The 26,558-nt window shown below is 69.0% G+C and carries 25 protein-coding genes; 18 read left to right on the forward strand and 7 right to left on the reverse strand.

Annotated features, from left to right (window positions below; all coding sequences use genetic code 11):
• Positions 1–3: 3 nt before the first annotated feature.
• From ABAZ39_RS25045 to ABAZ39_RS25090, 10 genes are all read left to right on the forward strand, one after another.
• Complete coding sequence (locus tag ABAZ39_RS25045) at positions 4–843, forward strand: substrate-binding periplasmic protein (protein WP_014199588.1); 840 nt, start codon at positions 4–6, stop codon at positions 841–843.
• Between the two features lie 113 nt (positions 844–956).
• On the forward strand, positions 957–2,027 hold the full coding sequence (locus tag ABAZ39_RS25050; RefSeq protein ID WP_014199589.1) for an arginase family protein: 1,071 nt from the start codon (positions 957–959) through the stop codon (positions 2,025–2,027).
• Between the two features lie 135 nt (positions 2,028–2,162).
• Entirely contained in the window at positions 2,163–3,356 is a 1,194-nt protein-coding gene (locus tag ABAZ39_RS25055) for a hydantoinase/carbamoylase family amidase (protein WP_040136676.1), read from the forward strand.
• A gap of 133 nt (positions 3,357–3,489) precedes the next feature.
• A complete protein-coding gene (locus ABAZ39_RS25060; protein ID WP_051658510.1) occupies positions 3,490–4,068 on the forward strand; it encodes a helix-turn-helix domain-containing protein in 579 nt (192 codons plus the stop codon).
• A 531-nt stretch (positions 4,069–4,599) separates the two neighbouring features.
• Entirely contained in the window at positions 4,600–5,619 is a 1,020-nt protein-coding gene (locus ABAZ39_RS25065; protein ID WP_051658511.1) for a TRAP transporter substrate-binding protein, read from the forward strand.
• Between the two features lie 88 nt (positions 5,620–5,707).
• Complete coding sequence (locus tag ABAZ39_RS25070; protein ID WP_040136678.1) at positions 5,708–6,889, forward strand: mandelate racemase/muconate lactonizing enzyme family protein; 1,182 nt, start codon at positions 5,708–5,710, stop codon at positions 6,887–6,889.
• A gap of 32 nt (positions 6,890–6,921) precedes the next feature.
• A complete protein-coding gene (locus ABAZ39_RS25075; RefSeq protein ID WP_040136680.1) occupies positions 6,922–7,482 on the forward strand; it encodes a TRAP transporter small permease in 561 nt (186 codons plus the stop codon).
• A complete protein-coding gene (locus tag ABAZ39_RS25080) occupies positions 7,479–8,762 on the forward strand; it encodes a TRAP transporter large permease (RefSeq protein WP_040136682.1) in 1,284 nt (427 codons plus the stop codon). Before ABAZ39_RS25075 ends, ABAZ39_RS25080 begins: the two co-directional genes overlap by 4 nt.
• A gap of 119 nt (positions 8,763–8,881) precedes the next feature.
• On the forward strand, positions 8,882–9,556 hold the full coding sequence (locus tag ABAZ39_RS25085; RefSeq protein ID WP_040136684.1) for a GntR family transcriptional regulator: 675 nt from the start codon (positions 8,882–8,884) through the stop codon (positions 9,554–9,556).
• A 121-nt stretch (positions 9,557–9,677) separates the two neighbouring features.
• The gene (locus ABAZ39_RS25090) at positions 9,678–10,277 is read left to right on the forward strand and encodes an IMPACT family protein (protein ID WP_040136687.1); all 600 of its coding nucleotides are present in this window, start codon (positions 9,678–9,680) and stop codon (positions 10,275–10,277) included.
• On the opposite strand, the gene ABAZ39_RS25095 is transcribed toward ABAZ39_RS25090, so the two are convergent.
• The 3 genes from ABAZ39_RS25095 to ABAZ39_RS25105 form a co-directional block, all read right to left on the reverse strand.
• Entirely contained in the window at positions 10,219–11,103 is an 885-nt protein-coding gene (locus ABAZ39_RS25095) for a helix-turn-helix domain-containing protein (RefSeq protein WP_051658512.1), read from the reverse strand. The genes ABAZ39_RS25090 and ABAZ39_RS25095 overlap by 59 nt on opposite strands.
• A gap of 58 nt (positions 11,104–11,161) precedes the next feature.
• On the reverse strand, positions 11,162–12,013 hold the full coding sequence (locus ABAZ39_RS25100; protein WP_040136689.1) for an alpha/beta fold hydrolase: 852 nt from the start codon (positions 12,011–12,013) through the stop codon (positions 11,162–11,164).
• A gap of 178 nt (positions 12,014–12,191) precedes the next feature.
• On the reverse strand, positions 12,192–12,839 hold the full coding sequence (locus ABAZ39_RS25105; protein WP_040136691.1) for a DedA family protein: 648 nt from the start codon (positions 12,837–12,839) through the stop codon (positions 12,192–12,194).
• Between the two features lie 180 nt (positions 12,840–13,019).
• Between ABAZ39_RS25105 and ABAZ39_RS25110 the strand changes: the two genes are divergently transcribed.
• On the forward strand, positions 13,020–13,844 hold the full coding sequence (locus ABAZ39_RS25110) for an undecaprenyl-diphosphate phosphatase (protein ID WP_040136693.1): 825 nt from the start codon (positions 13,020–13,022) through the stop codon (positions 13,842–13,844).
• On the opposite strand, the gene ABAZ39_RS25115 is transcribed toward ABAZ39_RS25110, so the two are convergent.
• From ABAZ39_RS25115 to ABAZ39_RS25125, 3 genes are read right to left on the reverse strand one after another with little or no spacing between them, the layout of a single operon-like run.
• Positions 13,834–15,153: a sensor histidine kinase gene (locus ABAZ39_RS25115; RefSeq protein WP_051658513.1), complete on the reverse strand. Its 1,320-nt coding sequence runs from the start codon at positions 15,151–15,153 to the stop codon at positions 13,834–13,836. The genes ABAZ39_RS25110 and ABAZ39_RS25115 overlap by 11 nt on opposite strands.
• Positions 15,146–15,841 carry a response regulator transcription factor gene (locus tag ABAZ39_RS25120; RefSeq protein WP_040137264.1) on the reverse strand — a complete coding sequence of 232 codons (696 nt, stop codon included), beginning with the start codon at positions 15,839–15,841 and terminating at the stop codon, positions 15,146–15,148. The genes ABAZ39_RS25115 and ABAZ39_RS25120 overlap by 8 nt, the downstream gene beginning before the upstream one ends.
• Before the next feature lie 16 nt (positions 15,842–15,857).
• Complete coding sequence (locus ABAZ39_RS25125) at positions 15,858–16,709, reverse strand: amidoligase family protein (RefSeq protein ID WP_160174858.1); 852 nt, start codon at positions 16,707–16,709, stop codon at positions 15,858–15,860.
• A 307-nt stretch (positions 16,710–17,016) separates the two neighbouring features.
• On the opposite strand from ABAZ39_RS25125, the gene ABAZ39_RS36270 reads away from it, so the two are divergent.
• The 7 genes from ABAZ39_RS36270 to ABAZ39_RS25160 all read left to right on the forward strand — a co-directional run bounded on the left by ABAZ39_RS36270 (position 17,017) and on the right by ABAZ39_RS25160 (position 25,184).
• Entirely contained in the window at positions 17,017–17,499 is a 483-nt protein-coding gene (locus ABAZ39_RS36270; RefSeq protein ID WP_051658515.1) for a hypothetical protein, read from the forward strand.
• 437 nt (positions 17,500–17,936) lie between these two features.
• The gene (locus tag ABAZ39_RS25135; RefSeq protein WP_040136695.1) at positions 17,937–19,247 is read left to right on the forward strand and encodes a hemolysin family protein; all 1,311 of its coding nucleotides are present in this window, start codon (positions 17,937–17,939) and stop codon (positions 19,245–19,247) included.
• Positions 19,248–19,452: 205 nt separating this feature from the next.
• Positions 19,453–19,977, forward strand: a complete 525-nt coding sequence (locus ABAZ39_RS25140) for an RNA polymerase sigma factor (protein ID WP_051658516.1) — start codon at positions 19,453–19,455, stop codon at positions 19,975–19,977.
• 101 nt (positions 19,978–20,078) lie between these two features.
• On the forward strand, positions 20,079–21,134 hold the full coding sequence (locus ABAZ39_RS25145) for a FecR family protein (RefSeq protein WP_051658517.1): 1,056 nt from the start codon (positions 20,079–20,081) through the stop codon (positions 21,132–21,134).
• Between the two features lie 250 nt (positions 21,135–21,384).
• A complete protein-coding gene (locus tag ABAZ39_RS25150; RefSeq protein WP_040136696.1) occupies positions 21,385–23,778 on the forward strand; it encodes a TonB-dependent receptor in 2,394 nt (797 codons plus the stop codon).
• 63 nt (positions 23,779–23,841) lie between these two features.
• Positions 23,842–25,002 carry a PepSY-associated TM helix domain-containing protein gene (locus tag ABAZ39_RS25155; protein WP_040136698.1) on the forward strand — a complete coding sequence of 387 codons (1,161 nt, stop codon included), beginning with the start codon at positions 23,842–23,844 and terminating at the stop codon, positions 25,000–25,002.
• Positions 24,999–25,184: a hypothetical protein gene (locus ABAZ39_RS25160; protein WP_040136701.1), complete on the forward strand. Its 186-nt coding sequence runs from the start codon at positions 24,999–25,001 to the stop codon at positions 25,182–25,184. Before ABAZ39_RS25155 ends, ABAZ39_RS25160 begins: the two co-directional genes overlap by 4 nt.
• An 80-nt stretch (positions 25,185–25,264) precedes the next feature.
• On the opposite strand, the gene ABAZ39_RS25165 is transcribed toward ABAZ39_RS25160, so the two are convergent.
• A complete protein-coding gene (locus ABAZ39_RS25165) occupies positions 25,265–26,509 on the reverse strand; it encodes an extracellular catalytic domain type 1 short-chain-length polyhydroxyalkanoate depolymerase (RefSeq protein WP_040136703.1) in 1,245 nt (414 codons plus the stop codon).
• Between the last annotated feature and the right edge of the window lie 49 nt (positions 26,510–26,558).

Raw genomic sequence — 26,558 nt, forward strand, 5'->3', positions numbered from 1 at the left:
AACATGTCCGCATTCCGCACGCTGATCTCGTCGCTGGTGGTTGGCGCCCTGGTGACCTTCGGCGCCGTCAAGGCCCAGGCCGCCGGCGAGGTCGAGAAGATCGTCCGGCAGGGCGAGCTGAAGATCGGCTACATCCCCTCCCCGCCCGGCACCGCCAAGGACCCCAAGACGGGCGAGCTGACCGGCTTCTACGTGGACGCGGCGCGCGCCATCGCCGAGCAGATGGGCGTCCGCCCGGTCTTCATCGAGACGACCTGGGCGAACTTCGTCGCCGGGCTGCAGGCCGGCCAGTTCGACATGTCCATCGGCGCGACCTTCGCCACCGTCAAGCGCGCCACCGTCGTCGACTTCACCAAGCCGATCTTCTATCTCGGCAGCGTTGCCGTGGTGAAGAACGACGAGGCGCGCTTCGCGTCGCTGGCCGACATGAACAAGCCGGACGTGCGGATCGCCGTGGTCCAGGGCACGGCCGCCGAGGATTTCGTGCGCCGCACCATCCCCAACGCCAAGATGACCTCGCTGGCCGGCGGCAACCTGACCGCGGGCTTCATGGAGGTGGCGGCCGGCCGCGCCGACGCCAGCTTCGAGGATCTGTTCACCGCCACCCGCTTCACCGAGCAGCAGCCGGGCGTGAAGATGCTGTTCAACGACCGGCCGGTGAACTTCCTGCCGATCGCCTGGACCGTCCGCAAGGGCAACAGCGAGCTGCAGTCGGTCCTCAACGTCGGGCTCGACAACCTGCTGACCTCCGGCCAGTGGGACGTGATCGCCGCCAAGTACATCACCGGCGGCCGCTACGTGAACGAGCCCGCCCTGCGCGAATTCCCCAAGCAGGCCCCGTGATCCCCGCGGCCGGATGGCCCCGTCCGTCCGGCCCTCCGCCCCCGCGCAACCGCCGCGGCCGCCCCTCCCCCGCCGCGGTCGCCCGAAGCCCCCCGAAGAGGACATCTCCGTCCATGCCGCATTACCCGAGCTGGCAGGATACCCTGGCCGGCAAAACCTGGCGCACGACCCACTTTCCCCGCATCAAGGCGGACATGCCGACCTTCCTCGGCGTCCCCTACGCCATCCGGGACGAGGACTTGGCCGGCGCCGACGCCGTCATCATCGGCGCGCCCTTCGCCGCCGGCTGGGGAACCAAGTACAGCGGCGTCGACAAGGCCGAATGGCTGGCCGCCACCGTCCGCGTCCGCCAGCAGTCGATCCGCTACCGCGGCGGCTATGTGCAGGACTTCGACCTCGACATCTTCGAGCATCTGAAGGTCGTCGATTACGGCGACGTCGACATCCCCCTCGAAGCCAGCTACGAGGGCACGGTCGAACGCATCCTGGAAGCCCAGGAGGGCGTCGAGCGCAAGGTCAAGGCGGCGCTGGCCGCCGGCGCCGTGCCGATCGTCATCGGCCAGAACTCTCCCTGCGCCTCCTACGCGATCGGCCGGCCGGTGGCCGAGCATGTGAAGGGGCCGGTCGGCATGATCAGCCTCGACACCCACTGGGACTGCTGGCCCTACGACTGGGCCACCATGAACGACCACGTCGCCGGTTCGACCAACTGGAAGGACAAGCTGTTCCGCGACTGCCCCAGCTACGCCATCCGCAATCTGGTGGAGATCGGCGAGCGCGGCATGCTGGAGAATCCGGAGATTGTCCGCCACTACCTGCGCAACGGCGCCTGCTTCATGCCGATGTGGAAGATCCGGACGGAGCTGGGCATCCAGGGCGTGATCGACAACCTGCGCCACGCCTACGACGGCACCGCCGGCGTCTACGCCCATTTCGACATGGACGTTCTGGGCGGCGCCGGCCCGACCGAGGGCGACATCCTGGGCGAACTGGCCGAACCGATCGGCATGACTGACTACGAGGCGATCCGCATCGCGCACGAGGTCGGCAAGCGCGGCTGCGACGGGCTGTCCTTCCTGTGCATCCCGCCCGGTTCGGCGATCATGTACCGGGTCATCGTCTACGCGGTGACCTATTTCCTGGCGGGCCTCGCCATGCGCAAGGCCGGCCAGACCGGGACCTGACGAAACCGGCGGCGGGGAGCGGCGCCGGTGCCCCGGTGCCTGCACGCTCCCTGCCCCTTCTCCACCGTTTCCCCTCTTCCGAACTTTGTGAAGCGTCCCGTCCGTCGTCGGCGGAGGCGCTGGGAATACCGATCGATGCTCAACGTCAATGGCGACGCCGTTCTGGCGACCCTGCGGACCCTGGCGGGATTCGGCGCGGTGGGGTCCGGCGTCTGCCGACCCGCGCTCTCACCGGCGGACTTGGCGGCCCGCCGCTGGCTGGCTGGCGAAATGGAAAAGATCGGTCTCGGGGCGACCATCGACGCGCTGGGCAACCTGTATGGCGCGGCCCCCGGCGCCGGCCGTTCGGTGCTGATCGGTTCCCATTCCGACAGCGTGCCGACCGGCGGCTGGCTGGACGGCACGCTCGGCCTCGCCTACGGGCTGGAGATCGCCCGCGCCTGGATGGAGGCCCACCCCGGCGCGCCGGTCGGCATCGACCTGATCGACTTCTCCGACGAGGAGGGCCGGTTCCTGAGCTGCCTGGGCAGCCGCTCCTTCTGCGGCGACCTCCCCGGCCTGCCGGCCGGATTCGCCGAGGAGGCGGCCAGCGCCGGTCTGGACGCCACCCCGCCGATCCGCCTCGATCCGCAACGGCACCGCGCCTTCTTCGAGGCCCACATCGAGCAGGGTCCGCGGCTGGAGGCCGCCGGCCTCCCCATCGGCGTGGTCACCGGGATCTTCGGCATGCGCCGCTACGCCGTGCGGTTCGACGGCCGCGCCGACCACGCGGGCACGACGCCGATCGCGCTGCGCCGCGACGCCGCCCGCCTGCTTTACCGCTTCGCCGACGCCTGCCATCACCGTTTCCGCCAGACCGGTTCGGCGGACAGCGTGTGGAACCTGGGCAAGGTGTCGCTCCAGCCCGGCGCCGTGAACGTCGTCGTCGAGCGGGGAGAGCTTCTGCTCGAATTCCGCGACCTCGACCCGGTGGCGCTGGACGGCTTGAGCGCCGCTCTGGCGGCGCTGGTCGGCGAGTTCGACGGCCAGGAGGGAGTGCGGGTTTCGCTGGAGGAGGCCGGGCGTCTGGCGCCGGTGTCGCTGGACGCCACGCTTCAGGGGTTGATTGCCGACGCCGCCGACGCGCGCGGCGCCGGGTCGATGCCATTGCCGAGCGGGGCGATCCACGACGCGATGGTGCTGGCGCGGAGCGTCCCCACCGCGATGCTGTTCGTGCCGAGCATCGGCGGGCGGAGCCACACGCCGGTGGAGGACACGCGGGCGGACGACATCGTTCTGGGCGCCCATGTGCTCGCGCAGGCCGTTTTCGCCTGCGCCGAGAGCCTGTGAACGGACCCTCCCGGCACCCCATCACTGTGGCGGAGGTTGGTCCGGGACGATAGGATGACGGCCTTCGAAGACGGCGCCGGAGTGTTTCGGCACGGTTTTCGGGAAAAACTGCGCGGAGCGTGAAAGTCGGGGGATGATGCAGGACGAATTTCTGTCCGAAAATTTTGGCAGACGGCTCCATGAGCTGCGCGTGGCGCGCAAGATGACCCTGTCGAGCCTGGCGAAAAGCTGCGACTGCTCGGTGGCGCTGCTGTCGAAGATCGAGAAGGGCAAGGCCCGTCCGTCGCTCAACACGCTGCACAGGATCGCCACGGCGCTCGACACCAACATCGGAAACCTGCTGCCGACCGAGCGGGCCCAGCCGGCAATCATCGTTCGCAACGGGGATCGCCCCATCCTGTCCGACGGCTTGCTGCGCGGGCGGGACGGTGTGCAGCTCGAAGCGCTGTCCGTGCTCGCCCCGGGCAGTTCCTTTCAGGTGAACATCCATCATGTGGCCGTCGGGGGACGTTCCGACGGCTGCATCACCCATCCGGGCGAAGAGTTCGTCTATGTGCTGTCGGGTGAGATCGACCTGATCCTGGGCGACGAGACCACCCGGATGAGCGCGGGGGATGCCGCGTTCTTCGCGTCCGAGATCCCTCACGGCTACGCCAATCCGGGGACCGTTCCGGCCGCGGTCCTGTGGCTCAACTCTCCGCCCACCTTCTAGGATTTCGGTGGGCGGCGCTCCCGTGTCCGGCGCGGCCACTGCGGACAGGCGCGGGAACGGGATGCAAACCGCAAGAATTCGGGGACCCAGGCACAGGCTGCTTTGCAGCCGGGTCCCCCGGCTGGCGATTGCGACGGGCCGGGCAACGCCCTCCGCATCGACATCTTTTCCGGACCGAGAACCGGGCCAAGAGCACCGCCCACACGCGCCATGTTCGTCCTTGTCGGACGTTGAGCGATCCGCGCGTCTGTCGACGGCCGACGCGCCGTCGTGATTCCAATCTGCCTTCCGACGCCGACGCGCCGCATCGGCTTTGAACGGCGTCGGACGGCCCGGACTCCGCAAAGCCCAAGGGCGCCCCTCCTTCGATGCCCGCCTCCGGCGGCTCACCCGTCCGCGACGCGACAGATTGGTTTCGCACGCGAATGATCTTGATAATGCCTGATGCATCAGGCATTGTGCGCGTCACCAACCTTTCGGGACCGGCACAGAACCGGCTCCCTGAACAATGCGGATCGGAGGAGCGCCCCTATGAACGTCGATAAGCTGCCCATCGTCCTGACGGTCGCCGTGGCGGCACTGTTCGCCGCCGTCCCGGCCACGGCGCAGACCGCGGAGCGCACCATGCGCCTTTCGGCCGCCGTCGCGCAGGACCATCCCTTCGCCGCCGGGGTTTCGGCGCTGACCGCCTGCGCGGCCGACAAGTCCGCCGGCAAGATGAAGATCCAGAGCTTCTGGAACGCCGCGCTGGGCAGCGACATGCAAGCCGTGCAGCTCGTGCGCGGCGGCTCGCTGGACATGGTGGTGGCCTCCACCTCGCCGCTCGCCTCGCTGGTGCCGGCCATGGGCGTCTTCGACCTGCCCTTCCTGTTCGAGAACGAGAAGGAGGCCGACCGCATCCTCGACGGCGCCGTCGGCCAACAGCTGTCCGAAAAGCTCCAGGGCGTCGGGCTGGTCAATCTCGCCTATTGGGAGAACGGGTTCCGCAACCTCACCAACTCCCGCCGGCCCATCCAGAAATGGGAGGATCTGGGCGGCACCAAGATCCGCGTGATGCAGAATCCGGTGTTCATGGACACCTTCTCCACGCTGGGCGCCAACGCCGTCCCGATGGCCTTCAGCGAGCTGTTCACGGCGCTGGAAACCCGCGCGGTCGACGGGCAGGAGAACCCCTACGCCAACATCGAGACCGGCAAGTTCTACGAGGCGCAGAAGTACCTGTCGGTCACCAATCACGCCTACACGCCGGCGGTGATCCTCTACTCCAAGAAGATCTGGGACGGCCTGTCGTCGGCCGAGCGGGACGTGCTCCAGTCCTGCGCCGCGGTGGCCCGCGCCGAGGAGCGCCGGGTGAACCGCGAGCAGTCGGAGAAGTCGCTGGCCCGCCTGAAGGACCTCGGCATGCAGGTGAACGAGCTGTCCGCCGAGGAGCGCAAGCGGATGCTCCAGAAGGTGGCGCCGGTCTATGAGAAGCACGCCGCGGCCATCGGTGCCGAGACGATGACCCTGCTGCAATCCGAACTCGCCCAGCTGCGCAAGGCCAACCCGTAACGCACGTCCCGTCCCCCACGGGCGGGCCGCGAGTCCGCCCGTGGGGCCGTGCGCCCGCCCGACGCCCGATCTCCCCGTGGGAACCCCGATGCTCATCAAAAAGATCGACACCTTCGTCCTGAAGACTCCGCTGAACGCGAAGACCTTCTATTCCTCCCAGGCGGCTTTCCCGGAGCGCAACAGCCTGCTGGTCCGCATCACCACCGACGACGGTCTGGTCGGCTGGGGAGAGGGCGGGCAGTACGGACCGGCGGAACCGCCGGAAAGCTGCATCATCGACGTGCTGGCCCCCCGGCTGATCGGCCGCCGCGCCGACCAGCCGGTGCGGGTCTTCGAGGATCTCTATTCCTTCTGCCGCGACTTCGGCCAGAAGGGCACCTACATCGAGGCGCTGAGCGCCATCGACATCGCGCTGTGGGACTTGTGGGGCAAGTCGCTGAACCGGCCGGTGCACGCGCTGATGGGCGGCGCCTTCCGCGACAAGGTCGCGGCCTACGGCACCGGCTGCTACTACCCGGACTGTTTCCGCGACACGCCGCGCATGATGGCGGCGCTGGCCGAGGAGGCGCAGCGCTACCGCGAGGCCGGGCTGCCGGCGATCAAGATCAAGATCGGCCTGCTGCCGATCGCCCAGGACATCGAGCGGGTGGCGCTGGTCCGCGACGTGCTGGGGCCGGACACCCTGATCATGGTCGACGCCAACCACGCCTACAACACGGCGGGCGCCATCCGGATCGGGCGGGCGCTGGAGCGGTTCGACGTCCGCTGGTTCGAGGAGCCGGTGCCGCCGGAGGACCGCCAGGGCTACCGCCGCGTGCGCGATTCCATCGACGTGCCCATCGCGGGCGGCGAGTGCGAATACACCCGCTTCGGCTTCCGCGAGCTGCTGGCCGGGGGCTGCATCGACATCGCCCAGCCGGACCTGTGCTGCGCCGGCGGCTTCACCGAATGGCAGAAGATCCTGGCGCTGACCACCGCCCACGGTGTGATGACCGTCCCGCACATCTGGGGGTCCGGCATCGCGCTCGCCGCGGCGCTCCAGGCGCTGGCGACGGCGCCGCTGGTTCCCTACACGGCGCTCGGCGTGCCGTTGCAGAACGAGCCGATGGTGGAATTCGACCGCACCCACAACCCGCTGCGCGACGACCTGCTGGTCGACAATTTCACGCTGGTGGACGGGTGCCTCGCCGTGCCCGGCGGGCCGGGCCTGGGTGTGGAGGTCGATCCCGACCAGCTCGCCCGCTACACCGTGCGGTCGCGCAGCGCGTGACCGGGTTGGAGACGTCCCGCCGGAGATCCGTGATGTGGAACGGCACCCTCTTCTTCAGAATCCTCGACGGCATCCTGGTGGTGTGCATCGCCGCGATGCTGGTCATGGTGTTCGGCAACGTCGTGCTGCGCGCCGTCTTCAACAGCGGCATCGACGTGTCGGAGGAGCTTCCGCGCTTCCTGTTCGTGTGGATGACCTTCATCGGCGCCGTGATCGGCTTTCGTGAAGGGGCGCATTTCGGCGTGGACGCCCTGGTCCGCCTGCTGCCGCGCGCCGGCAAGAAGGTCTGCTGGGCGATCAATCAGGTCATCATGCTGGTCTGCTGCGTGGTCATCGTCCAGGGCACGCTGCTCCAGCACGATCTGAACGCGACGAACCACGCCCCGGTGACCGGCCTGTCGATGATCTGGGTCTTTGGCGTCACCTACCTGACCGGCGGGGTGATCGGGCTGATGTGCATCCTGAACCTCGTCCGGCTGGCGCTCGGCAAGGTCGGCGACGACGAGCTGATCCAGGTCGAGGAGGAGGGCATGGGCGAGGTGGACCCGAACCGGCTGAAAGGCCCGCACACGCTGAAGGAAACGGCGCCGTGACCATCTTCATCTTCGTCGGCAGCCTGCTGGGCGCGATGGCGCTGGGGCTTCCCATCGCCTTCGCGCTGATCGTCTCCGGCCTCGCCCTGATGGCCTTCATGGGGATGCTCGACCCTCAGATCGTCGTGCAGAGCATGTGGGACGGCGCCAACAGCTTCCCGCTGCTCGCCGTGCCCTTCTTCATGCTGGCCGGCGAGTTCATGAACGCCGGCGGCATGTCGCGGCGTATCATCGCCATGGCGATGGCCTGGGTTGGCCACCTGCGCGGCGGGCTGGGGTTCGTCGCGGTGTTCGCGGCGATCCTGATGGCTTCGCTGTCCGGCTCGGCGGTGGCGGACACGGCGGCGCTTGCCTCCATCCTGCTGCCGATGATGCGGCAGGCGGGCTACGACATCCACCGCTCTGGCGGGCTGATCGCGGCGGGCGGCATCATCGCGCCGGTCATCCCGCCGTCGATCGGCATGATCCTGTACGGCGTCGCCGGGCAGGTCTCCATCACCAAGCTGTTCCTGGCCGGCATCGTGCCGGGAATCATGATGGGCGTGGCGCTTCTGATCACCTGGTGGTGGCTGGCCCGCCGCGAGATCCTGACCACGCCGCCCAAGGTGCCGCTGCGCGAGCGGCTCCGGCTCACCGCCGAGGCCTTCTGGGCGATGCTGCTTCCGGTGGTTATCATCGGCGGGCTGAAGACCGGCGTCTTCACGCCGACCGAAGCGGCGGTGGTCGCCGCGGTCTACGCCATGTTCGTCGGGCTGGTCATCTACCGCGAGCTGAAGATCGCCGACCTGTACGGGCTGATGCTGTCGGCGGCGAAGACGACGGCGGTGGTGATGTTCCTGGCGGCGGCGGCGGGCATCTCCGCCTGGCTGATCACCGCGTCCAACATCCCGGCCCAGCTCGCCGATCTGCTAGCCCCGGTGATGGACAACCGGCTTCTGCTGATGCTCGCGCTGATGGTCATCGTTCTGATCGTCGGCACGGCGCTGGACTTCGCGCCGACCATCCTGCTGATGGTCCCGGTGCTGATGCCGATCATCAAGCAGGCCGGCATCGACCCGGTCTATTTCGGTGTCCTCTTCATCATGAACAACGCCATCGGCCTCATCACCCCGCCGGTCGGCACGGTGCTGAACGTGGTCTGCGGCGTCGGGCGCATGTCGATGTCGAACCTGATGAAGGGCGTCGGCCCCTTCCTGCTGGCGCAGACCGCCGTGTTGTTCCTGCTGGTGCTGTTCCCGGAGCTGGTGATGGCGCCGCTGGCCTGGTTCACGGCGCGATGACGGTCCCCGATGCTCCACGGACGTGAAGGCGGATTTGAAGGCGGGGGAGGCGCGGTGTTAAAATGTCGGACCTGACGCGGCGCCTCCGTCTGCGGCGATTCACTGAGGAACGGTCTTCCATGCTCGACGGCAACGGTCCCCTCGACACGGCCTCCATCGGCGAGCAGGTCACCGAGCGGCTGCGGAACGAGATCATCTCCGGCCGGCTGGCGCCGGGGTCGCGGCTGATGCTGGACCAGTACAAGGCGTTGTGGAACATCAGCATCACGCCGCTGCGCGACGCCGCCAAGCGGCTGGAGGCGGATGGGCTGGTCCACATCTACCCGCGGCGCGGCATCTTCGTGGCGGAGATCGACCGCAACGCCCTGATGGAGGTGTTCCAGCTCCGCATCGCCCTGGAGCCGCTGGTGACGGAGCTGGCCACCCCCCACGCCCCGGAGGCGGAGGTGGAGGCGATGACCGAAGCCTACATCGCCGCCGGCCGCCCCGCCCCGGAGGAGGAGCGGCAGGCCCGCCTTCAGGAAGTGGACGAGGTCATCCACGACTTCGTGCTCGCCCACTGCCCCAACCAGCGGCTGGCCCGCATCATGGCGACGCTGCGGGATTCGGTGGCCTGGTGCCGGAACGCGGTGATCGAGAAGGTGCCGAACGCCTTCGACCCCTCGCTGGAGGAGCATGTCGCCATCTGCAAGGCGATGCGCGCCCGGGACGCCGAGGGAGCGGCGGCGGCGATGCGCGACCACCTGATCGCCACCCGCGACCGCACGTTGAAGGCCATGGAGGGCCGGGCCTGAAGGGCGGTGTGGCGCAAATCCGAACGGACCTATCGCAATGTCTCCATCGCACGACTACGTTCCATCGGCACCTGGGAAGGCCGGCCTCCGGGCTGTGCGGGAATGATGGCGGCAAAAGGCAATGTTCACCCTTAAGAAGAACGAGCGGTTCGAGCAGGACATCAAGAAAAGCCGCTTCCTTGCCTCGGCGGGTCCGGTCAACAGCGAGGAGGAGGCGCGAGAGTTCATCGCCGCGCTCAGCCAGCGGGATGCCGGTCACAATTGCTGGGCCTTCCGGATCGGCGACCTCTACCGGTCCAACGATGACGGCGAGCCCGGGGGAACGGCGGGGCGCCCGATCCTCCAGGCCATAGACGGCCAGAGCCTGGATCGGGTGGCGGTGGTGGTCAGCCGCTGGTTCGGCGGCGTTCTTCTCGGTGCGGGCGGGTTGATGCGGGCCTATGGCGGCACCGCGGCGGCCTGTCTCCAGGCCGCCGAACGCCAGCCGATCATCGCCTTCGCCACCCTGTCCGTAACCTGCGCCTTCGCCGACGAGGCTAGGATCAGGGCCGGGCTTGGCGCCTTCCCCGCGGCGCTTGCCGAGACCAACGGCTTCACGCCCGACGGCGTGCTGCTCCAAATCACAATCCCCTGCGGGCAGTTGGACGATGCCGTCCGCATGATCACGGATGTTTCGCGTGGTCAAGCGACGGTCGAGACCGGGCAAGCGCCTGCCGCATGACGTCCGCCGTGGCGCTGTCGGTCGGGAAGAAGGCCTCGATGGCCAGTTCGGACAAGGTGACGTCCACCGCCGTTCCGAACACCGTCGTGGTGCTGAAGAAACTGAGCGTCCCGGCCTCCGTCCGCAGCCGCAGGGGAACCACCACGCCGTCGTGCGACGGCAGCGGTTCGCTCCGGCCGTTCGACGCGTTGACGGCGGGTCCGTCGGGCGCCGGATACCCCTTCAGCTCGTCGAGCAGCGCGGTCAGCACGGGATCGGCGCTGACGTCGATCTGGCGGGTCAAACGGTGCAGGATGTGGGCCCGCCACTGGGCGAGGTTCTCGATCCGCGGGGCCAGCCCGGACGGGTGGAGGCTGAGGCGCAGCACATTGACCGGCGGCTGGAGAAGATCCGGCGCGGCGCCGGCGAGCAGCGGGGCGACCGCCCGGTTGGCCGCAACCAGCGTCCAATGCCGGTCCACGGCCAGCGCCGGGTGAGGCTCGTGCCCGGTCAGCACGAGGTCGACGGCCCGGCGGGCGGCCTGCATCTCCGGGTCGTCCAGCCGGTGTTCGGAAAAGACCGGCGCGAAGCCCGCGGCGGCAAGCAGCGCGTTGCGGTCGCGCAGGGGAATGTCCATCCGTTCCGCCAGATGGAGCAGCATGGTCCGGCTGGGCTGCGACCGCCCCGTTTCCAGGAAGCTGACATGCCGGGTCGAGACGTCGGCCTCGCAGGCGAGATCGAGCTGGCTGAAGCCACGCCGCTTGCGCCATGCGCGCAGCAGCTCGCCGACCGGCTGGCGCGGCACGGTCCGGGAGGACGGATGGCGCCGGGTCGTTGCCTGCGTCATCGGTCCAACTCCCTCTCAGCGTTCGCGTTGTTTTGCAGACCCATGGTATCAGCGCCGCCTACCGGGCATCCAGGAAAGCCAGGAGATCGCGGTTAAAGCGGTCCATGTGCGTCAGGAACAGGCCGTGCGGGGCCCCCTCGTAGACGGCCAGCGTCGCGTTCGGCATCAACGCGGCGGTCTTCCTCCCGGTGATGCCGAGCGGGCTGGAGACGTCCAGGTCGCCATGGACCAGCAGGGTCGGCACGGCGATGCCCGGAAGCTCCCGCCGGAAGTCGGTGGACGTCGTCGCCCGATGGCAGTCCAGCAGCGCCTTCATCGACGCCTGCAAGGCCATCGCCTTCACCCACTCCATCATGCCCGCCGAACTGTCCGCCGCCAGGAAGGGACGAATGTTGTCCTCCAGCCATTTCGGGAAGTCCCGCATCAGGCATTCCGAGCGGAAAGCCTCGAAGACCGCGGGATCGATTCCGTCCGGATCGTCGTCGGTGCGCCCAAGGGTCGGAGTCACCGTGCCGACCAGGACGGCGCGGGACACACGATCGCTGCCGTGCCGGCTCAGATAGCGGATGATTTCGCCGCAGGACATGGAATGGCCGACCAAGGTGACGCCGCGCAGGTCCAGCCGGTCGAGCAGGGCGGCGAGGTCGTCGGCCAGCCGGTCGAAGTCGAAGCCGCGTCCCGGATCGCTCGACCGTCCATGGCCGCGGCGGTCGTAAGCCACGCAGCGGCACTCACGCTCCGCCAGCGCCAGCATCTGGTAGGCCCAGGAGTCGGAGTTCAGCGACCAGCTGGACAAGAAGACGACGGGCCTCCCCTCCCCCCAATCCCGGTAGAAGAGCCGCACGCCGTCATCCGTCTGGAGGAAGCCGGGCTGGTTCGGGGCGGCGGGGGATGCCGGAGTCATGCTCATGGCCGGTGCTCCTGTGTGCGGAACGCTGCGGGGCGGGGCATCCGGTGCGCCGCGCACCCGCCGCCGCGATGATCCGGTTCGACCGGACATCCGCAGCATCGTCGTTCCGCAAACGGTGCGCGATTACGCGACAGGTAAAGAAAAAGCCCGCGGGCGCGTCATCGGCTGCCGTCACTCCTCAGGACGACCGTTGACGGCCTCGGCCCGGTCGCCGCCGCGATCCGAGGACCCCGGCGATCAGGACCGTCAGCGCGACGCTGCCGATGAAGGCGGCCATCATCACCCCGCCGAAGCCGGTCGCGTCGGAGGCGATGCTGCCGACGCCCGCCGATGCCAACCATCCCGGCGCGAGCATGGCGGGCGCCCATACGGCGGCCGACGCGACGTTGGCGAACTGGAACTGGCGGCCGTTCATCTTCATCATCCCGGCGACGAGCGGGACGATCGACCGCAGGGGACCAAGAAACCGCCCGATGAACACCGCGGCGAAGCCGTACCGGCGGAAGAACAGGCGCGATTTCGCCACCTCTCCCCGGTACCGGGACAAGGGCCGCCGGTACACCACCGCCGGCCCCAGCCAGCGCCCCAGGCTGTAGGACACGGCGTCGCCCGCTATGGCTCCCAGGACCGCTCCGGCGACCACCGGGACCGGGTCGATGATGCCCAGCCCCAGGAGCGTGCCGAACATGATCATGAGGGCCGTCGCCGGCACGGCGAGGCCGACCAGGACCACCGATTCGCAAAACGCCAGGACCGCCACGACCGGGCCGGCCCAGTCATGATGGCGTTCCAGGAAATGCATGGCCATCTCGACGGCTGCGTCCATGATGTGATCCACCTTTGACCGTTTCAGGGGAGCGGAGAGACGGCATAGCCGTGGCGGCTGACATGATCCTGACGGCTTCCGGCCGCCGCGGCGGAATCGCCTGTCCGCATCAGGTGCGTGTCAGCTCAGGACGGCAGGCTGCCGCCATACACCACACCAAGAAGAAACGGAGACGGGACGATGCAGATATGGGAAGCGGCGGTGCTGGGGCTTTTGCAGGGCCTGACCGAGTTCCTGCCGATCTCGTCGAGCGCGCACCTCAGGATCGCGGGTGAGTTCCTGCCGTCCGGCGCCGATCCCGGCGCGGCCTTCACGGCCATCACGCAGATCGGCACGGAACTGGCCGTCCTCATCTATTTCCGGGAGGACCTGATGCGGATCGCGACGGCGATGATCCGCCAGACATCGGGTATCGGCGGGCACGTCCCGGAGGACGCGCGCATGGGGTGGCTCATCGTGGTCGGCAGCGTGCCCATCGTCGTCCTCGGCCTGCTGTTCAGCGGAGCCATCGAAACGAGCTTGCGAAGCCTCTACATCGTCGCCACCACGCTCGTCGTGTTCGGCATCATTCTCGGCCTCGCGGACCGGTACGGCCGCCGGCGCAAGCCGCTCGCCGAGCTGTCGTGGCGCGACGGCCTTCTGCTCGGCTTCGCCCAGGCGATGGCGCTCATCCCCGGGGTGTCCCGGTCGGGAGGCACCATCACAGCGGCCTTGATGCTGGGCTTCACGCGGGAGGCGGCGGCGCGCTACTCCTTCCTCCTCGCCGTTCCGGCGGTGTTCGGCTCGGGCTTCTACCAACTCGCCAAATCCTGGGGGGAGCCGCAGCACGTCGCCCTCGCCCCGACGATCGTGGCAACCGCCGTCGCCTTCCTGGTCGGGTACATCGTGATCGTCGCGTTCCTGAAAATCGTGTCGCGGGCCTCCTTCATGCCGTTCGTGATCTACCGGACGGTGTTGGGGATCGCGCTGCTGGCGCTGTTGCAGCTTGGCGTGATTACCCCCTGACGGCGTCGGCCTCAGTCACGGCGAGCGGCACGATCAGCTCGATGGCGAAGGTGGGGCCGGTTCCGATGCGGGCGTCCCCACCCAGGTTGCGCAGGATGCGACGGACGATGGCCAGACCGAGCCCGGACCCCGGCGAGTTCTGCACGCCCTTGTGGAAGCGCTCGAACAGCACGTCGCCGACATCCTGGGAGACCGCCGGCCCTTCGTCGGACACGCGCAGGATCGCCGTGCGCTCGTCCCGGCTTGTGAGGCACACCGAGACCCGCCCCCGCCCGTGGCGGAAGGCGTTGTCGAGGAGGTTCCTCAGGGCTTGGCGAAGCTGCCGGTGCGCGTCCTCGACGACCAGACCCTCGGCGACGGCGACGTCGATCGTCCGTGAGTCCGCCTCATAGGCCGGAAGCATGTCGGCAACGGCCTCCCGGACGATCCTCGCGAGCCCGACGCGGGCCTCCGGCCCGTGGGGGCGCCGCTCGCCACCCTGATCGGCGCGGGCCAGGGCCAGAAGCTGCTCGATGAGGTGGCGCATCTGCTCCATGTCCCGCGCGATGGCGCTCCAATCGGGGCTGTGCTCCGCACGCGCCTTTTGCAGCCGCAGATCGAGCACCGCGAGCGGCGTCCTCAGCTCATGGGCGGCATCGGCGGTGAATCGCCGTTCGATTTCGTACGCCGACGACAGGCGATCCAGCGCCTGGTTGGCGGAGATCGCCAGCGGAACGATCTCTTCCGGCAGTTCGCGGAGCGGAATGCGACGGTCGGGGTGGGCGACGCCGATGGTCGAGGCGAGGTCGGCCGCGCGACGGACCGAGCCCAGCATCCAGCGCGCCAGGAAGATGATCGACACCAGCGAAATGGCGGCCAGGATCGCGATGACCACGGACGACCCGGCCATGCGTTCGCGGAAAAGCTGGCACAGCTCCTCGCAGTCCTCCCAGTCGTTGCGGCTCGCGACGAGAACGCGGTCGTCTCCGATCCGGCGCGCCGTAATGGCGGCGCGCGTGGTCTCCGGAAGCGCCTCCGGACTGCGGAACGGCAGCGGTGTGGCCCCCTCCGGCGCGCTCGCGATGAGTTCGGCGGAGCGTGTGTACAGCGTGTAGCGCCAGTCCGAGGCGGAGAACTGCACGGGAAGCGCGCCGAGGTTCGAGCCGTCCGGGGCGGGCGTCACCGTGGCGAGAAGAGTGTCGACCTGCTCGTTCAGGACGTGCGCGCGGATGTCCTCGTCCAGATCGAGGAGATAGATCACGACGTTGCCCGCCCCCAGCGCGAAGACGAGCGCCATGACCAGGAGCAGGCGGGAGCGCAGGCTATTCATCCGCAAGCGCCTGCGCCTCCACGGTCATCTTGTAGCCGACGCCGCGGACCGTCGCGATCTGGACGCGGGCGCCAGCCGCCTGAAGCTTCTTGCGCAGACGGGAGACGATCGCCTCGATCGCGTTCGGCGTGACGGCCTCGTGGATGGCGTACAGCCTGTCCTCCAACTGGTCCTTGATGACGATGCGCGGCGCCGACCGCATCAGTTCCTCCAGCAGCGCAAACTCCTTGCGCCCGAGGTCGAGCGACCGCGCATCCACCCGCGCGTCCCAGGACGAGATGTCGAAGGTGAGGTTGCCGAGTGCGAAGGACTCCGTCTGGCGCGGCCCCGGTCGGCGAAGGATGGCCCGCAGCCGCGCCTCGAGTTCCCTGAGATCGAAGGGCTTGACCAGATAATCGTCGGCCCCGGCGTTCAACCCCGCGAGACGGCTTTCCAGAGAGTCGCGGGCCGTGAGGATCAGCACCGGCACCGCCTGCGATGCCCGCTGCCGGACATGCTCCAGAACGGCCATGCCGCTCGCTCCCGGCAGGCCGAGGTCGAGCACGATGCCGTCGTATCGCATGATCCCGAGCGCCGTGATCGCATCCTCGGCGGAACCGACGGAATCCACCACGAAGCCGACCCTCGCCAGATGGCCGGCGACCATCTCCGACAGGGCCTGATGATCCTCCACCAGCAGCAGCCTCACGTCGTCCTCGCTGACATCACGCCGCCTGTTCACGCAGGGACCGCCAAAGCCGCACGAGTTCGTCGCGATCGGCGGCCAGCGCTTCCACGCCGGCCCAGCCGTTCCAGGCGCCCGCGATGCTCCAGGCCGGATCGCTGACATGGGCCTGCGGCAAGCGGTAATGAAAGACGGCCCGGCTTCCGATCTTCTCATGGGGGAGCGCCGCTCTCACCCGAGCCGGGAAGAGGTGAAGGAACAAGGGCAGCAGATCGAGGTCGCGGTTCCGCGTCGGGTTGGCGGCAAGATAGTCCTCCGCCAAGGTCGGCAGGTCCGGCCAGTAATCCGGGGCAACGACGCGGCGGACATAGTCGTCGGGATAGGGTGCTGGCAGGAAGGCCGGGGCCAGGCCTTGCCCGGTCGTCCCGTAGCGCAGCTGGGCGTTTCGCATAAGGAACGCCTTCAGCACGGCGGTGATCGTGTCGGCGTCGAGGCTGGGCGGGTCGATGTTGAAATGCAGCCCCAGCGACCCGAGCCACGTCGTCCCGGCGCCGCGGGCGCCCGCGTCGCGCAGCGCGCGCACGGCGTCGTCCACGCGGTGCAGCTCGTCGAACGGGAGCGGCGCGGTGATCAGTTCACGCGGCACGACGCCCTCCAAAGCCGTGCCGAGCCAGGCGGCCACCGCCGGGTTCAGGCGCACGCGCTGAACCGCCGCCGCCCGCCGCGGGTGGGCATGGCGCACGTCGAGTTCGACGCTCAAGCGCCCGATCGCGGTGTCCGGAACATGAAAGGCGTGGGGGTCCTCCTCGACGCAGGTCCCGCCGAACGCGCGCGCCAGCGCCTGGGCGGCGGTCCGGGCGCTGATGCCCAGAAACTCGACCTCCACCCCCACGCGCCGGATCGCCCCTTGCGCGGTTCGCGTCGACGGCGGTCGTTGGAAGCAGGGAGCGGATCGGTGAACGCTCGTGCGGCGTTCGGGCAGGGAAACGGCGGCCGGCGGGGGATCGTGATTGCGCATGCCCCGCATGTGGCCCCGCGCTTCCGGTTTCCAAGATGGTCCGCTGCAACGCACAAAATTCCCGTCATGGACACCGGTCGCGTCCACGGCCCGGCCTCACCACAAGACGCACAAGACCTGACTGGACGCGCGATGGTCGTGCCCCCAAATAGGCGGGCGTCACATGGGGAACCCTGAATCCATGCCGATCACCGCGCGCTCCGCAGCCTTCGTCATCGCCGCCGGTCTGTGCGTCGCCACTCCCGCCGCCGCAGCCGACCCGGCGGCCGGCACCGGGCCGCTCTGCTCGCCTACGGTGTCCGCCGCGCTCACCAGCTGGGACATGGGGTTGCAGGCCGCCGGCAAGTTCGGCGACCGCGCCGTCGCCCTGGCGAGGGAGAAGGGACGGGAGTACATCCTGCCGTTGCTCGGCATCGATCCGACGGAGTCGCAGTCCGGCACCGAGGACGGAACCGGCGCCATCGGCCGCCTGCTCGAATCCAGCCGGCATGATCCGCAGCAGCGTCTGGATTTGTGCATGGCGATCACTGGGGCGGTCGAATCGGCGAAGGGATCGACGGCGGCCGGCCTGGAGGCGCTGAAACGGGCTCTGGACGGCGTCGCCCAGCCGGCGCCGGCAGAGAAGCCGGCGGAAAAGCCCGTGGAGGGACAGATCCGGATCTGACGGCTTCCCCAAGCGGAACGGGGCGCGCGCGCCCCGGCCGTTCATGGGTGCCACCAACGGTTTCGGGCTACCACCCCGACTTCACGGTTGCGCGAAGGCGTGCCGAAACCACATGATCGGGGCAGGTGCAACAAAGACGGAGCGCCCCCGGCGACCGGCCGGGGACACCATGAACGTTTCAAGCGGCCCTTGTGGGCCGCAGGGTACCCGGCCCGACCGGATGTCCTGCGGCGTTCCCCCGCAGCCCGATTCGGGCGATTCCCAAGACGCAGACCCGCGGCCCGACACGCGCTGGCAGCCAAGCCGGACGTCGAGCCGGTGCTGGGACCAGGCCAGGGCGCCCCTCGCCCCGCCCGGCTCACGCCCGTGGTCAGCAGCCCAACCGCCCCTGAGCCGTTGGAGCCCGCCGTCTGCCCTCACGCCTGGAATCGCCCGTCATGCTGTCTTTTGAAATCGCCATCATCGTCGCGCTGACCCTGTTGAACGGGGTGTTCGCCATGTCCGAGCTGGCCGTCGTCTCGTCGCGGAAGGCCCGGCTGCAAAGCATGGCCGATCAGGGCAACAGCGGCGCCCGGATGGCGCTGCGGCTGATTGATGACCCGAGCCGCTTCCTCAGCACGGTGCAGATCGGCATCACGCTGGTCGGCGTCGTCGCCGGCGCGTACGGCGGCGCGACGCTGGGCGACCGGCTCGGCCAATGGCTCGACAGTTTTCCCGCCCTGGCCGGACGCGGCGAACTGCTCGGCGTCGGCGGCGTGCTGGTGGTCATCACCTATTTGTCGATCGTGCTGGGCGAGCTGATTCCCAAGCGGATCGCGCTGAAGAGCCCGGAACGCGTGGCCTCGCTCATCGCCCCGCCGATGCGCCTGCTGTCCCGCATCGCCGCTCCCTTCGTCTGGCTGCTCGGGGCGTCGACCGACCTGCTGCTGCGCCTGCTCGGCCTGCAGGGGGCTCGGGAGGAATCGGTCACCGAGGAGGAGGTCCGTTCGATGATCTCCGAAGGCACGCAGGCCGGCGTGTTCGCTCCGGCCGAGAAGGAGATGATCGACGGCGTGTTGCGGCTGGCCGACCGGACGGTGCGCACCATCATGATCCCGCGCCCAGACGTCGCGTGGCTTGATCTGGGCAAGACGCAGGCCGAACAGCTGGCGGCGATCCGCGCCGGGAGCCATTCCCGCTATCCGGTGTGCCGCGGTGAACTCGACGAACTGGTCGGCGTCATCCACACCCGCGATCTGGTCGACGCCCTCGTCGAGGGCCGGCCGTTCGAGCTGGAGGCCCAGGTTGCCCGGCCCCTGGTCGTGCATGACGGCACGCCGATCCTGAAACTGCTGGAGTTGATGAAGACCTCCGGCCATCACTTGGCGGTGGTCGTCGACGAGTATGGCAGCATCGAGGGCATCGTCACGCTGACCGACATCCTGGAAACCATCGCCGGCGATCTCCCGGACGTCGGCGAGGCCATGGAAACCGCGGCGGTGCGTCGGGAGGACGGGTCCTGGCTGGTGGAAGGCTGGATGCCGGTGGACGAGTTCGAGGACACCCTCGGGCTGCGCGGGGTGCGCGGCACCGGTGACTTCCACACGGTGGCCGGGTTGGTGCTTCATCACCTGGGCCACGTTCCGGTGGCCGGCGAAGCGTTCGAATGGAACGGCGTCCGGGTGGAGGTCGTGGACATGGACGGCCGCCGGATCGACAAGGTGCTGGTCGTTCCCCGGCCCGATCCTTCCGCCGCGGCCGCTGGATAGCGGCGGCACGGGTTCAGAAACCGACGCTGTTTTTTGATAATAAGAATAGTTCGCATTGCAGGTTCGATGCGGCTATACCGGTGTGACCGGCATCCCAGGCGATGGCCCCGCGGGTGCCGGTTTCATTGCATCCGCCATTCCGCGCATCTGTGACCGACTCCCTCCGCCCTCCTCTGCCCGACGCCCCTCAGTCCTGGAACGCCCAATGACGGGCCCCGTGGGCACCTGGGCGCGCAAGATCGCGGAGTTGTTCGATGCGCATCGACTGCGCGTGGAGCGTGCGATCGCGCGGCGGACCGGGGACCCGCAGACGGCGGGCGATCTGGCGCAGGACGCCTTCCTGCGGCTGGCCCGTCTGCCCGATGGCGAGGCGATCCAGAATCCGGCCGGCCTGCTGTATGTGGTGGCCGACCGCGTGGCGCTTGACCATTGCCGGGCCGCGAAGCGCCAGCGCCTGCGTGAGGCCGGTCCGCCCGACGAGGCGTTGCCCTCCCCCGGCCCCGCGGCCGATGCGGTGGTGGAGCGGAACCAGACCATGGCCCGGCTGCGCGGCGCCATCGACTCCCTGCCGCCCAAAACCCGCGACGTCTTCCTTCTCTACCATGTCGAGGGCTTGTCCTACCGCGCCATCGGCGAGCGGCTTGGCATCTCCCCCCGCACGGTCGAGTACCATCTGCGCACAGCGCTGGAGCAATGCCGCGCGCACATGAAGCGGCGTCCGCTGCGATGATGGGCCGGGCCGAGGTCCCGGCGGGTCATTTTCTTTGAGGGATCGGCCGTCCTCGACCGTCTATCCAAACACGAGACAACAGGAGCGCTCAGCGGGACGCGATGGATCATCAGGACGGACAGCGCAGCGAGCCGGCGGAAGGCGGACCGGTGGAAGGCAGGCCGGCGGACGGCGGACCGGTGGACGGCAGACCGGACGAGGACCGGCTGTTCTCGGAAGCCAACGCGTGGCACTTCCGCTTGCAATCCGACGACGTCCGGCCGGCGGAACGCGCCGCCTTTGCCGAATGGCTGGCCCGCAGTCCGGCCCACTCCCACGCCTGGGCCGGCCTGCAGGCCCTCCTTCACGACCTGAAGGAACCCGCCCGCGCCGCCTACGCCGAATCCCGCAGCGCCCCTCCCCGCCGCCCCGCGTCGGCCGGCATCCGGCGCCTTGCCGCGGCGATGACGGTCCTGCTGGTGGTCGGCGGCCTCGGCGGCTGGCACGGACCGACGCTGTACCAGAACGCCGTCGCGGATCAGGTGACTTCGACCGGACAGCGCCGGACCCTGACGCTGCCGGATGGCTCCATGGTCGACATGAACGGCGACACCGCGCTGGCGCTCGATTACCGAGATGGCGAACGGCGCGTCCGGATTCTGCGGGGCGAGGCGTGGTTCCAGGTCACGCGCGACCCCGACCATCCCTTCGTCGTCGATGGCGGGGCGGGGGCCGCCCGTGTGCTGGGAACCCAGTTCAGCGTCCGGCGCGAGAGCGACCGCACGACGGTCACCGTGGGTGAAGGGCTGGTGGAGGTCGCCGCCCACCGGAACGCCGATGGCAACGCCCCCTGGCCCGACAGCGTCCGCCTGCGCCCCGGCGAGAGCGCGGAGGCCGACGCCAGCGGTCTGACCGGGCCACGGGCGGCGGACCCCGCCGTCGCCTTCGCATGGCGCCAGGGCCAGATCGTCTTCCGCCAGCAGTCGCTCGCCTCCGTCATCACGGCTCTGAACCGGCAATGGCCGGGCCGGGTGGTCCTGCTGAACGACGAGGCGGCGGAGCGTGTCGTATCCGGCGTCTTCGCCCTCGACCGGCCAGACGCCGTGATCGATGCGCTGGAGCGCGGCCTCGGCGTGCGCGCCACCCGCATCACCCCCTACCTGACCCTGCTCCGCTGAAAAAATCGGCGGGACCTGAAAAAAACTTCCCAGGGTTCTCCGCGCGCCCGTCGTCATGTTCGGGAAAGGAGAGAATGAGACGCAATCGCAGAAAGCGGCGCGCTCTCTCACCGGACGACAGAGGCGAGCGATGACATCGGTGAAGTGTGAAGCGACGGGTGTGACGAACGGACGCCGGGACCGCGTCCAGGGTGGCCGGTTGGGGCGCGTGCTCCCGAAGCGGCTTTTGGGGCGGCTCCTGGCGACAACGATGCTGATCGTGCCGAGCCTTCTGCTGTCCGGCGCCCCCGCGGCCACGGCGCAGTCGGTCCAGGAGTCGATCCAGGCTGGCCCGGTAACCTTCGCCATTGCGCCACAGTCGGTGGACGGGGCGCTTGCCGCCTTCTCCACCGCCACGCGCATCCAGGTGCTGACCCCCGGTGCGGTGACCCAGGGCGTCACGTCTCCCGGCGTCAGCGGATCGATGACCGCGCGCGAGGGGCTGAACCGCCTGCTGTCCGGCACCGGGCTGGCCGCCCGCTTCCTCAACGCCGAGACCGTGACGGTCGAGCGCGTGGCCGCCGGCGACGCCGTCCTGCTCGATCCGGTGCAGGTCGAAGGAAGCCGGGGCGCCACCGGCCCCGGCGCCCTGCCCCCGGCCTACGCCGGCGGTCAGGTGGCGCGCGGCGGGCGCATCGGCGCGCTGGGCAACCAGGACGCGATGGACGTTCCCTTCTCCATCACCAGCTACACCGCCGAAACCATCCGCAACCAGCAGGCGGACACCATCGCCGACGTTCTGGCCAACGACCCGGCGGTGCGCAGCAGCCTCGGCTACGGCAATTTCTCCGAAAGCTTCGTCATCCGCGGCTTCCAGTTGGCGGGGGAGGACCTGTCGGTCGACGGCCTCTACGGCACCGCTCCGCGCCAGATCGTCGCCACCAACATGTTCGAACGGGTGGAGGTGCTGAAGGGCGCCAACGCCTTCCTCAACGGCGCGGCCCCCAGCGGGTCCGGCATCGGCGGCGGCGTGAATCTCGTGCCCAAGCGGGCGGAGGACGACCCGCTGACCCGGCTGACCGCCAGCTACGCCATGGACAGCCGGCTCGGCCTGTCCGCGGATGTCGGCCGCCGGTTCGGCGACGCCAACCAGTTCGGCGTGCGCGCCAACGCCGCGGTCCGCGGCGGCGACACCGCCATCGACGACGAGGAGCGGACGCTGAAGCTCGGCTCCCTGGCGCTGGACTACCGCGGCGAGCGCGCCCGCGTGACGCTCGACGTCGGCACCCAGACCCAGCGGGTGGAGCAGGGCCGCCCCGTGGTTTATGTCGGCAGCTTCGTCCCGGCGGTGCCGTCGGCCTCGCAGAATTACGCGCAGCCCTGGAGCTATTCGCGGATGCGCGACACCTTCGGCCAAATCCGCGCCGAATACGATATCCTGCCCAACCTGACCGCCTACGGGGCCTTCGGCCTGCGCAGCATGCGCGAGGACGGCGACTATGCCTCCCCCACCATCACGCAACCCGACGGCACCGGGACGGTCCGGCGCCTGACCGTCCCGCGCGAGGACGACACCGTCACCGGCCATGGCGGCGTCCGGGCCGATCTCCAGACCGGCCCGCTCAGGCACCAGCTGAACGCCGGAGCCTCCGCGCTGCGGACGACCAACAACAACGGCTTCGAATTCGGCACGACCTCCACCATCAACCTCTACAACATGATCGGCTTTCCGCGCCCGGCGACGACCTCGGCCAGCGGCATGGTCGGCGATCTGCCGAAGGTCAGCGAGTCGGTGCTGCGCAGCGTCTACGCGTCGGACACGGTGTCGATCCTGAACGACCGGGTTATGGTCACCGCCGGCCTGCGCCAGCAGAACATCCAGGTTCGCGGCTACAACCGGGCCAACGGCGCCCGCACCTCCGACTACGACCAGTCGGCGCTGACGCCGGTGGTCGGGCTGGTGGTGAAGCCGGTCGAGACGCTGTCGCTCTACGCCAACCGGATCGAGGGGCTGGCGCAGGGGCCGACCGCCCCGTCCACGGCGGTCAATTCCGGCGAGATCTTCGAGCCCTACCGGTCGGTCCAGTACGAGGTCGGCGGCAAGCTGGACTTCGGCAGCTTCGGCGGCTCGCTGTCGCTGTTCCAGACCACGCAGCCCAGCGGCGTCACCGACCCGTTCACCCGCGTCTACAGCGTGTCCGGCGAACAGCGCAACCGCGGCATCGAACTGATGCTGTACGGCGAACCGGTGCAGGGCGTCCGGCTGCTCGGCGGCGCCACCTTCATCGATCCGGAGCTGAGCGACACCGGCAGCGCCGCGACCGAGGGCAAGGACGCCGTCGGCGTGCCGCGCCACCAGTTCAACGCCAACGTCGAATGGGACCTGCCCTTCCTCCCTGCGTCCTTCCCCACAGTGACGGTGACCGGGCGCATGATCCACACCGGATCGCAATATCTCAACACCGCCAACACGCTGAAGATTCCCAGCTGGACCCGCTTCGACGTCGGCGCGCGGATGATCGCCGACGTGCAGAACCGTCCGGTCACCATCCGGGCGGCGGTCGAGAACGTGACCGACAAGGCCTACTGGGCATCGGCCTCCGGCGGCTACCTCAGCCAGGGCAACCCGCTGACGGCCAAGCTGTCGGTGTCGGTGGACTTCTGAGGGCGGAATTCTGAATGGATGTCCGACCCGGCGAAGGCATGAGGGGGGCATGAGGGGCGCGCGATGACCAACCGAACCATCCGGATTTGGACTGTGATCCACAAATGGACCAGCCTGATCTGCACGATCTTCATGCTGCTGCTGTGCCTGACCGGCCTGCCGCTGATCTTCCATGACGAGATCGAGGCGCTGACGGCGGAGGACACGCTTCCGCCCATGCCGGCCGACACGCCCTTGAAGTCGCTGGACGAGGCGGTGGCCTCGGCGCTGGCGACCTATCCCGGCGAGCGTCCGCTGTTCCTCAGCTTCGACGTGGACCGGCCGGTGGTGAACGTCACCACCGGTCCGGGGGCCCGCCCTCCGGTGTCGCAGATGCACATCTCCGCCATCGACCTGCGCACCACGCGGATTCTGGCCGACCTGAACGACGACGACGGTTTCATGCATGTGATGCTGCGCCTGCATGTGGACCTGTTCGCCGGGCTGCCCGGCGAGCTGTTCCTTGGGTTCATGGGCTTCCTGCTGTTCCTGGCCACCCTGTCGGGGGTCGTGATCTACGCCCCCTTCATGCGCAAGCTGTCCTTCGGCACGGTGCGGGCCGGGCGCGGCCGGCGGCTGAAATGGCTCGACCTGCACAACATGCTGGGCATCGTCACGCTGATGTGGGTGGTGGTGGTCGGATTGACCGGCGTCATCAACACCCTGTCCGTGCCGCTGGTCGCCTATTGGCGCGCCAACGAGCTTGCGGCGATGATCGCCCCCTATGAGGGCAAGCCGGTTCCGGAGCGCTTCGCCTCCGTCGACGCGGCGGTCCGCACCGCCATGGACGCCGCTCCCGGCATGCGGCCGCAATTCGTCGCCTTCCCCGGCGTGCGCTTTTCCAGCAACCACCATTACGCGGTGTGGCTGAAGGGAGCCACGCCGGCCACCAACCGGATCCTGACCCCCGCCCTGATCGACGCCGAGACGGGGGCCTTCACCGACATGCGCTCCATGCCCTGGTACATGCTGGCGCTGCGGTTGTCGCAGCCGCTGCATTTCGGCGACTATGGCGGGCTGCCGATGAAGATCCTGTGGGCGGTGCTGGACCTGCTGACCATCGTCATCCTCGGCAGCGGCCTGTATTTGTGGATCGCCCGCCGCCGCCATGCCCAGGGCCGTGTCCAGGACCATGCCGCCGCAGGTTCCGGTCTGCGCGCCATCGCCGGAGAGGCTGCGGAATGACGCCGCGTGCTCCCCTCCGACCGCTGGCGATCTTCGGCATTCCCATGGTGATCGGGCTCGTCACCACCGTCGGGCTGATCGCTGCCCTGCTGGATGACGGCGTCGTGGACGCCGTGTCCTGGGTTGCATTGTCGGTCCCCGTGCTCACCGCGGTCTGGTCCTGGCGCAAGCGCAAGCGCTGAGAGCGGTTCCACACCGCACCGCATCGCAGGCCGCTGGGTTCTCGACACGGTGGCGCGCCTCCGATTTACGCACCAGCGTCTTACGGCACGGATGGCCGTCGCCGCGGATTCGCGAGGAAGAAGCGCAGCATTTCCCGTGAGGCGTCCGGTCCGCGCGGGTCGGTGTAGGAGCCGGCCGGACTGCCTCCCGCCCAGGCGTGCCCGGCGCCTTGGATCGTCCACCGTTCGCACAGCACATGGCCGGAGGCATCTGTGTGGAGTTGGCGGCTGTAACCATGCCCGCCCGGCACTTGGCCGTGTTCCACCGCGGCCCGCGCTCCCGCCGCTCCCGCCATGGATTGCGCAGCGACGTCATCACCGTTGCGCGGATGAACCGTGGTGTCACGGTCGCCGTGAAAGACGATCGTCGGCACAGGGGTGCCGGATCGCGGTTCCGCCGGTTTCCCTCCCTGGCGCATGGCGGCGAAGGCGGAGGGAATATCCCAGGCGGCGCCTTGGGGAAGACCGGAATGCACCCCGACGGCGGCGTAGAGATCGGGATACGCGGCTCCCATGATGACCGCCGCCGCCCCGCCGGCCGAGAGTCCTGCGACAAAGACGCGGTCCGCGTCGACGGCGTGGTCGCGCATCACCTGCCTGGTGATTCCCGCGATCAGCGACGGCTCTCCGTCGCCGCGCCGCTGGTCGGCCGGGTTGAACCAATTCCAGCACTTCTGGGCATTGGCCGAGGAGGGTTGTGCCGGGTAGACGATCAGGCAGCCATACTCCTCCGCCAGCCGATTCATGCGGGTGCCGGCGGCGAAGTCGTCCGGCGACTGGGTGCAGCCGTGCAGCATCACCACGAGGGGTCGTGGCTGCCCGTCACGGCGATTGGCGGGAACATAGAGCTTGTAGGAGCGCGTGCCGGCCGCGTTTCCGTAGGACTCCGTCGTGAATGAGGCGCCGTCCGGCAGCGGCTCGGCGGTGGGACGGACGGTGCCGTCCACCCCGAAGCCGACACCAGCCGGCATGGCGCGGGCTGCAAGGCCGCGCAGGGTCGCGCCCAGGCCGGCCCGCGGTCCGGGATGGAGCCGGCCGGCAAACGCGCCAGCGGGCCTGAACGCCGTTCCGCGGCGCGGCGGCGCTGTCTCCGGCATGTCCGGCGGAGCGTTCACCGTGAGCGGTTCGGCATCGATGATGGTTGGGATGATGGTTGGAGGGGCGCCGGGTGGCACCGGAGCCTGATTCCTCATCAGGCGATGGATGAGGGCGGTCGCCCCGGCGAGATCGCCGGCTTTGGTGAGGCGCAACACCTCACCCATTCCGGTGGGGACGCGGTTGGTCATGTCAGGAACTTTCTGTGTTCGGACAGGGGGCCGGTGGGAAAGCCCGGTT

The organism is Azospirillum argentinense, from assembly GCF_000632475.1.
GTDB lineage: Bacteria > Pseudomonadota > Alphaproteobacteria > Azospirillales > Azospirillaceae > Azospirillum > Azospirillum baldaniorum.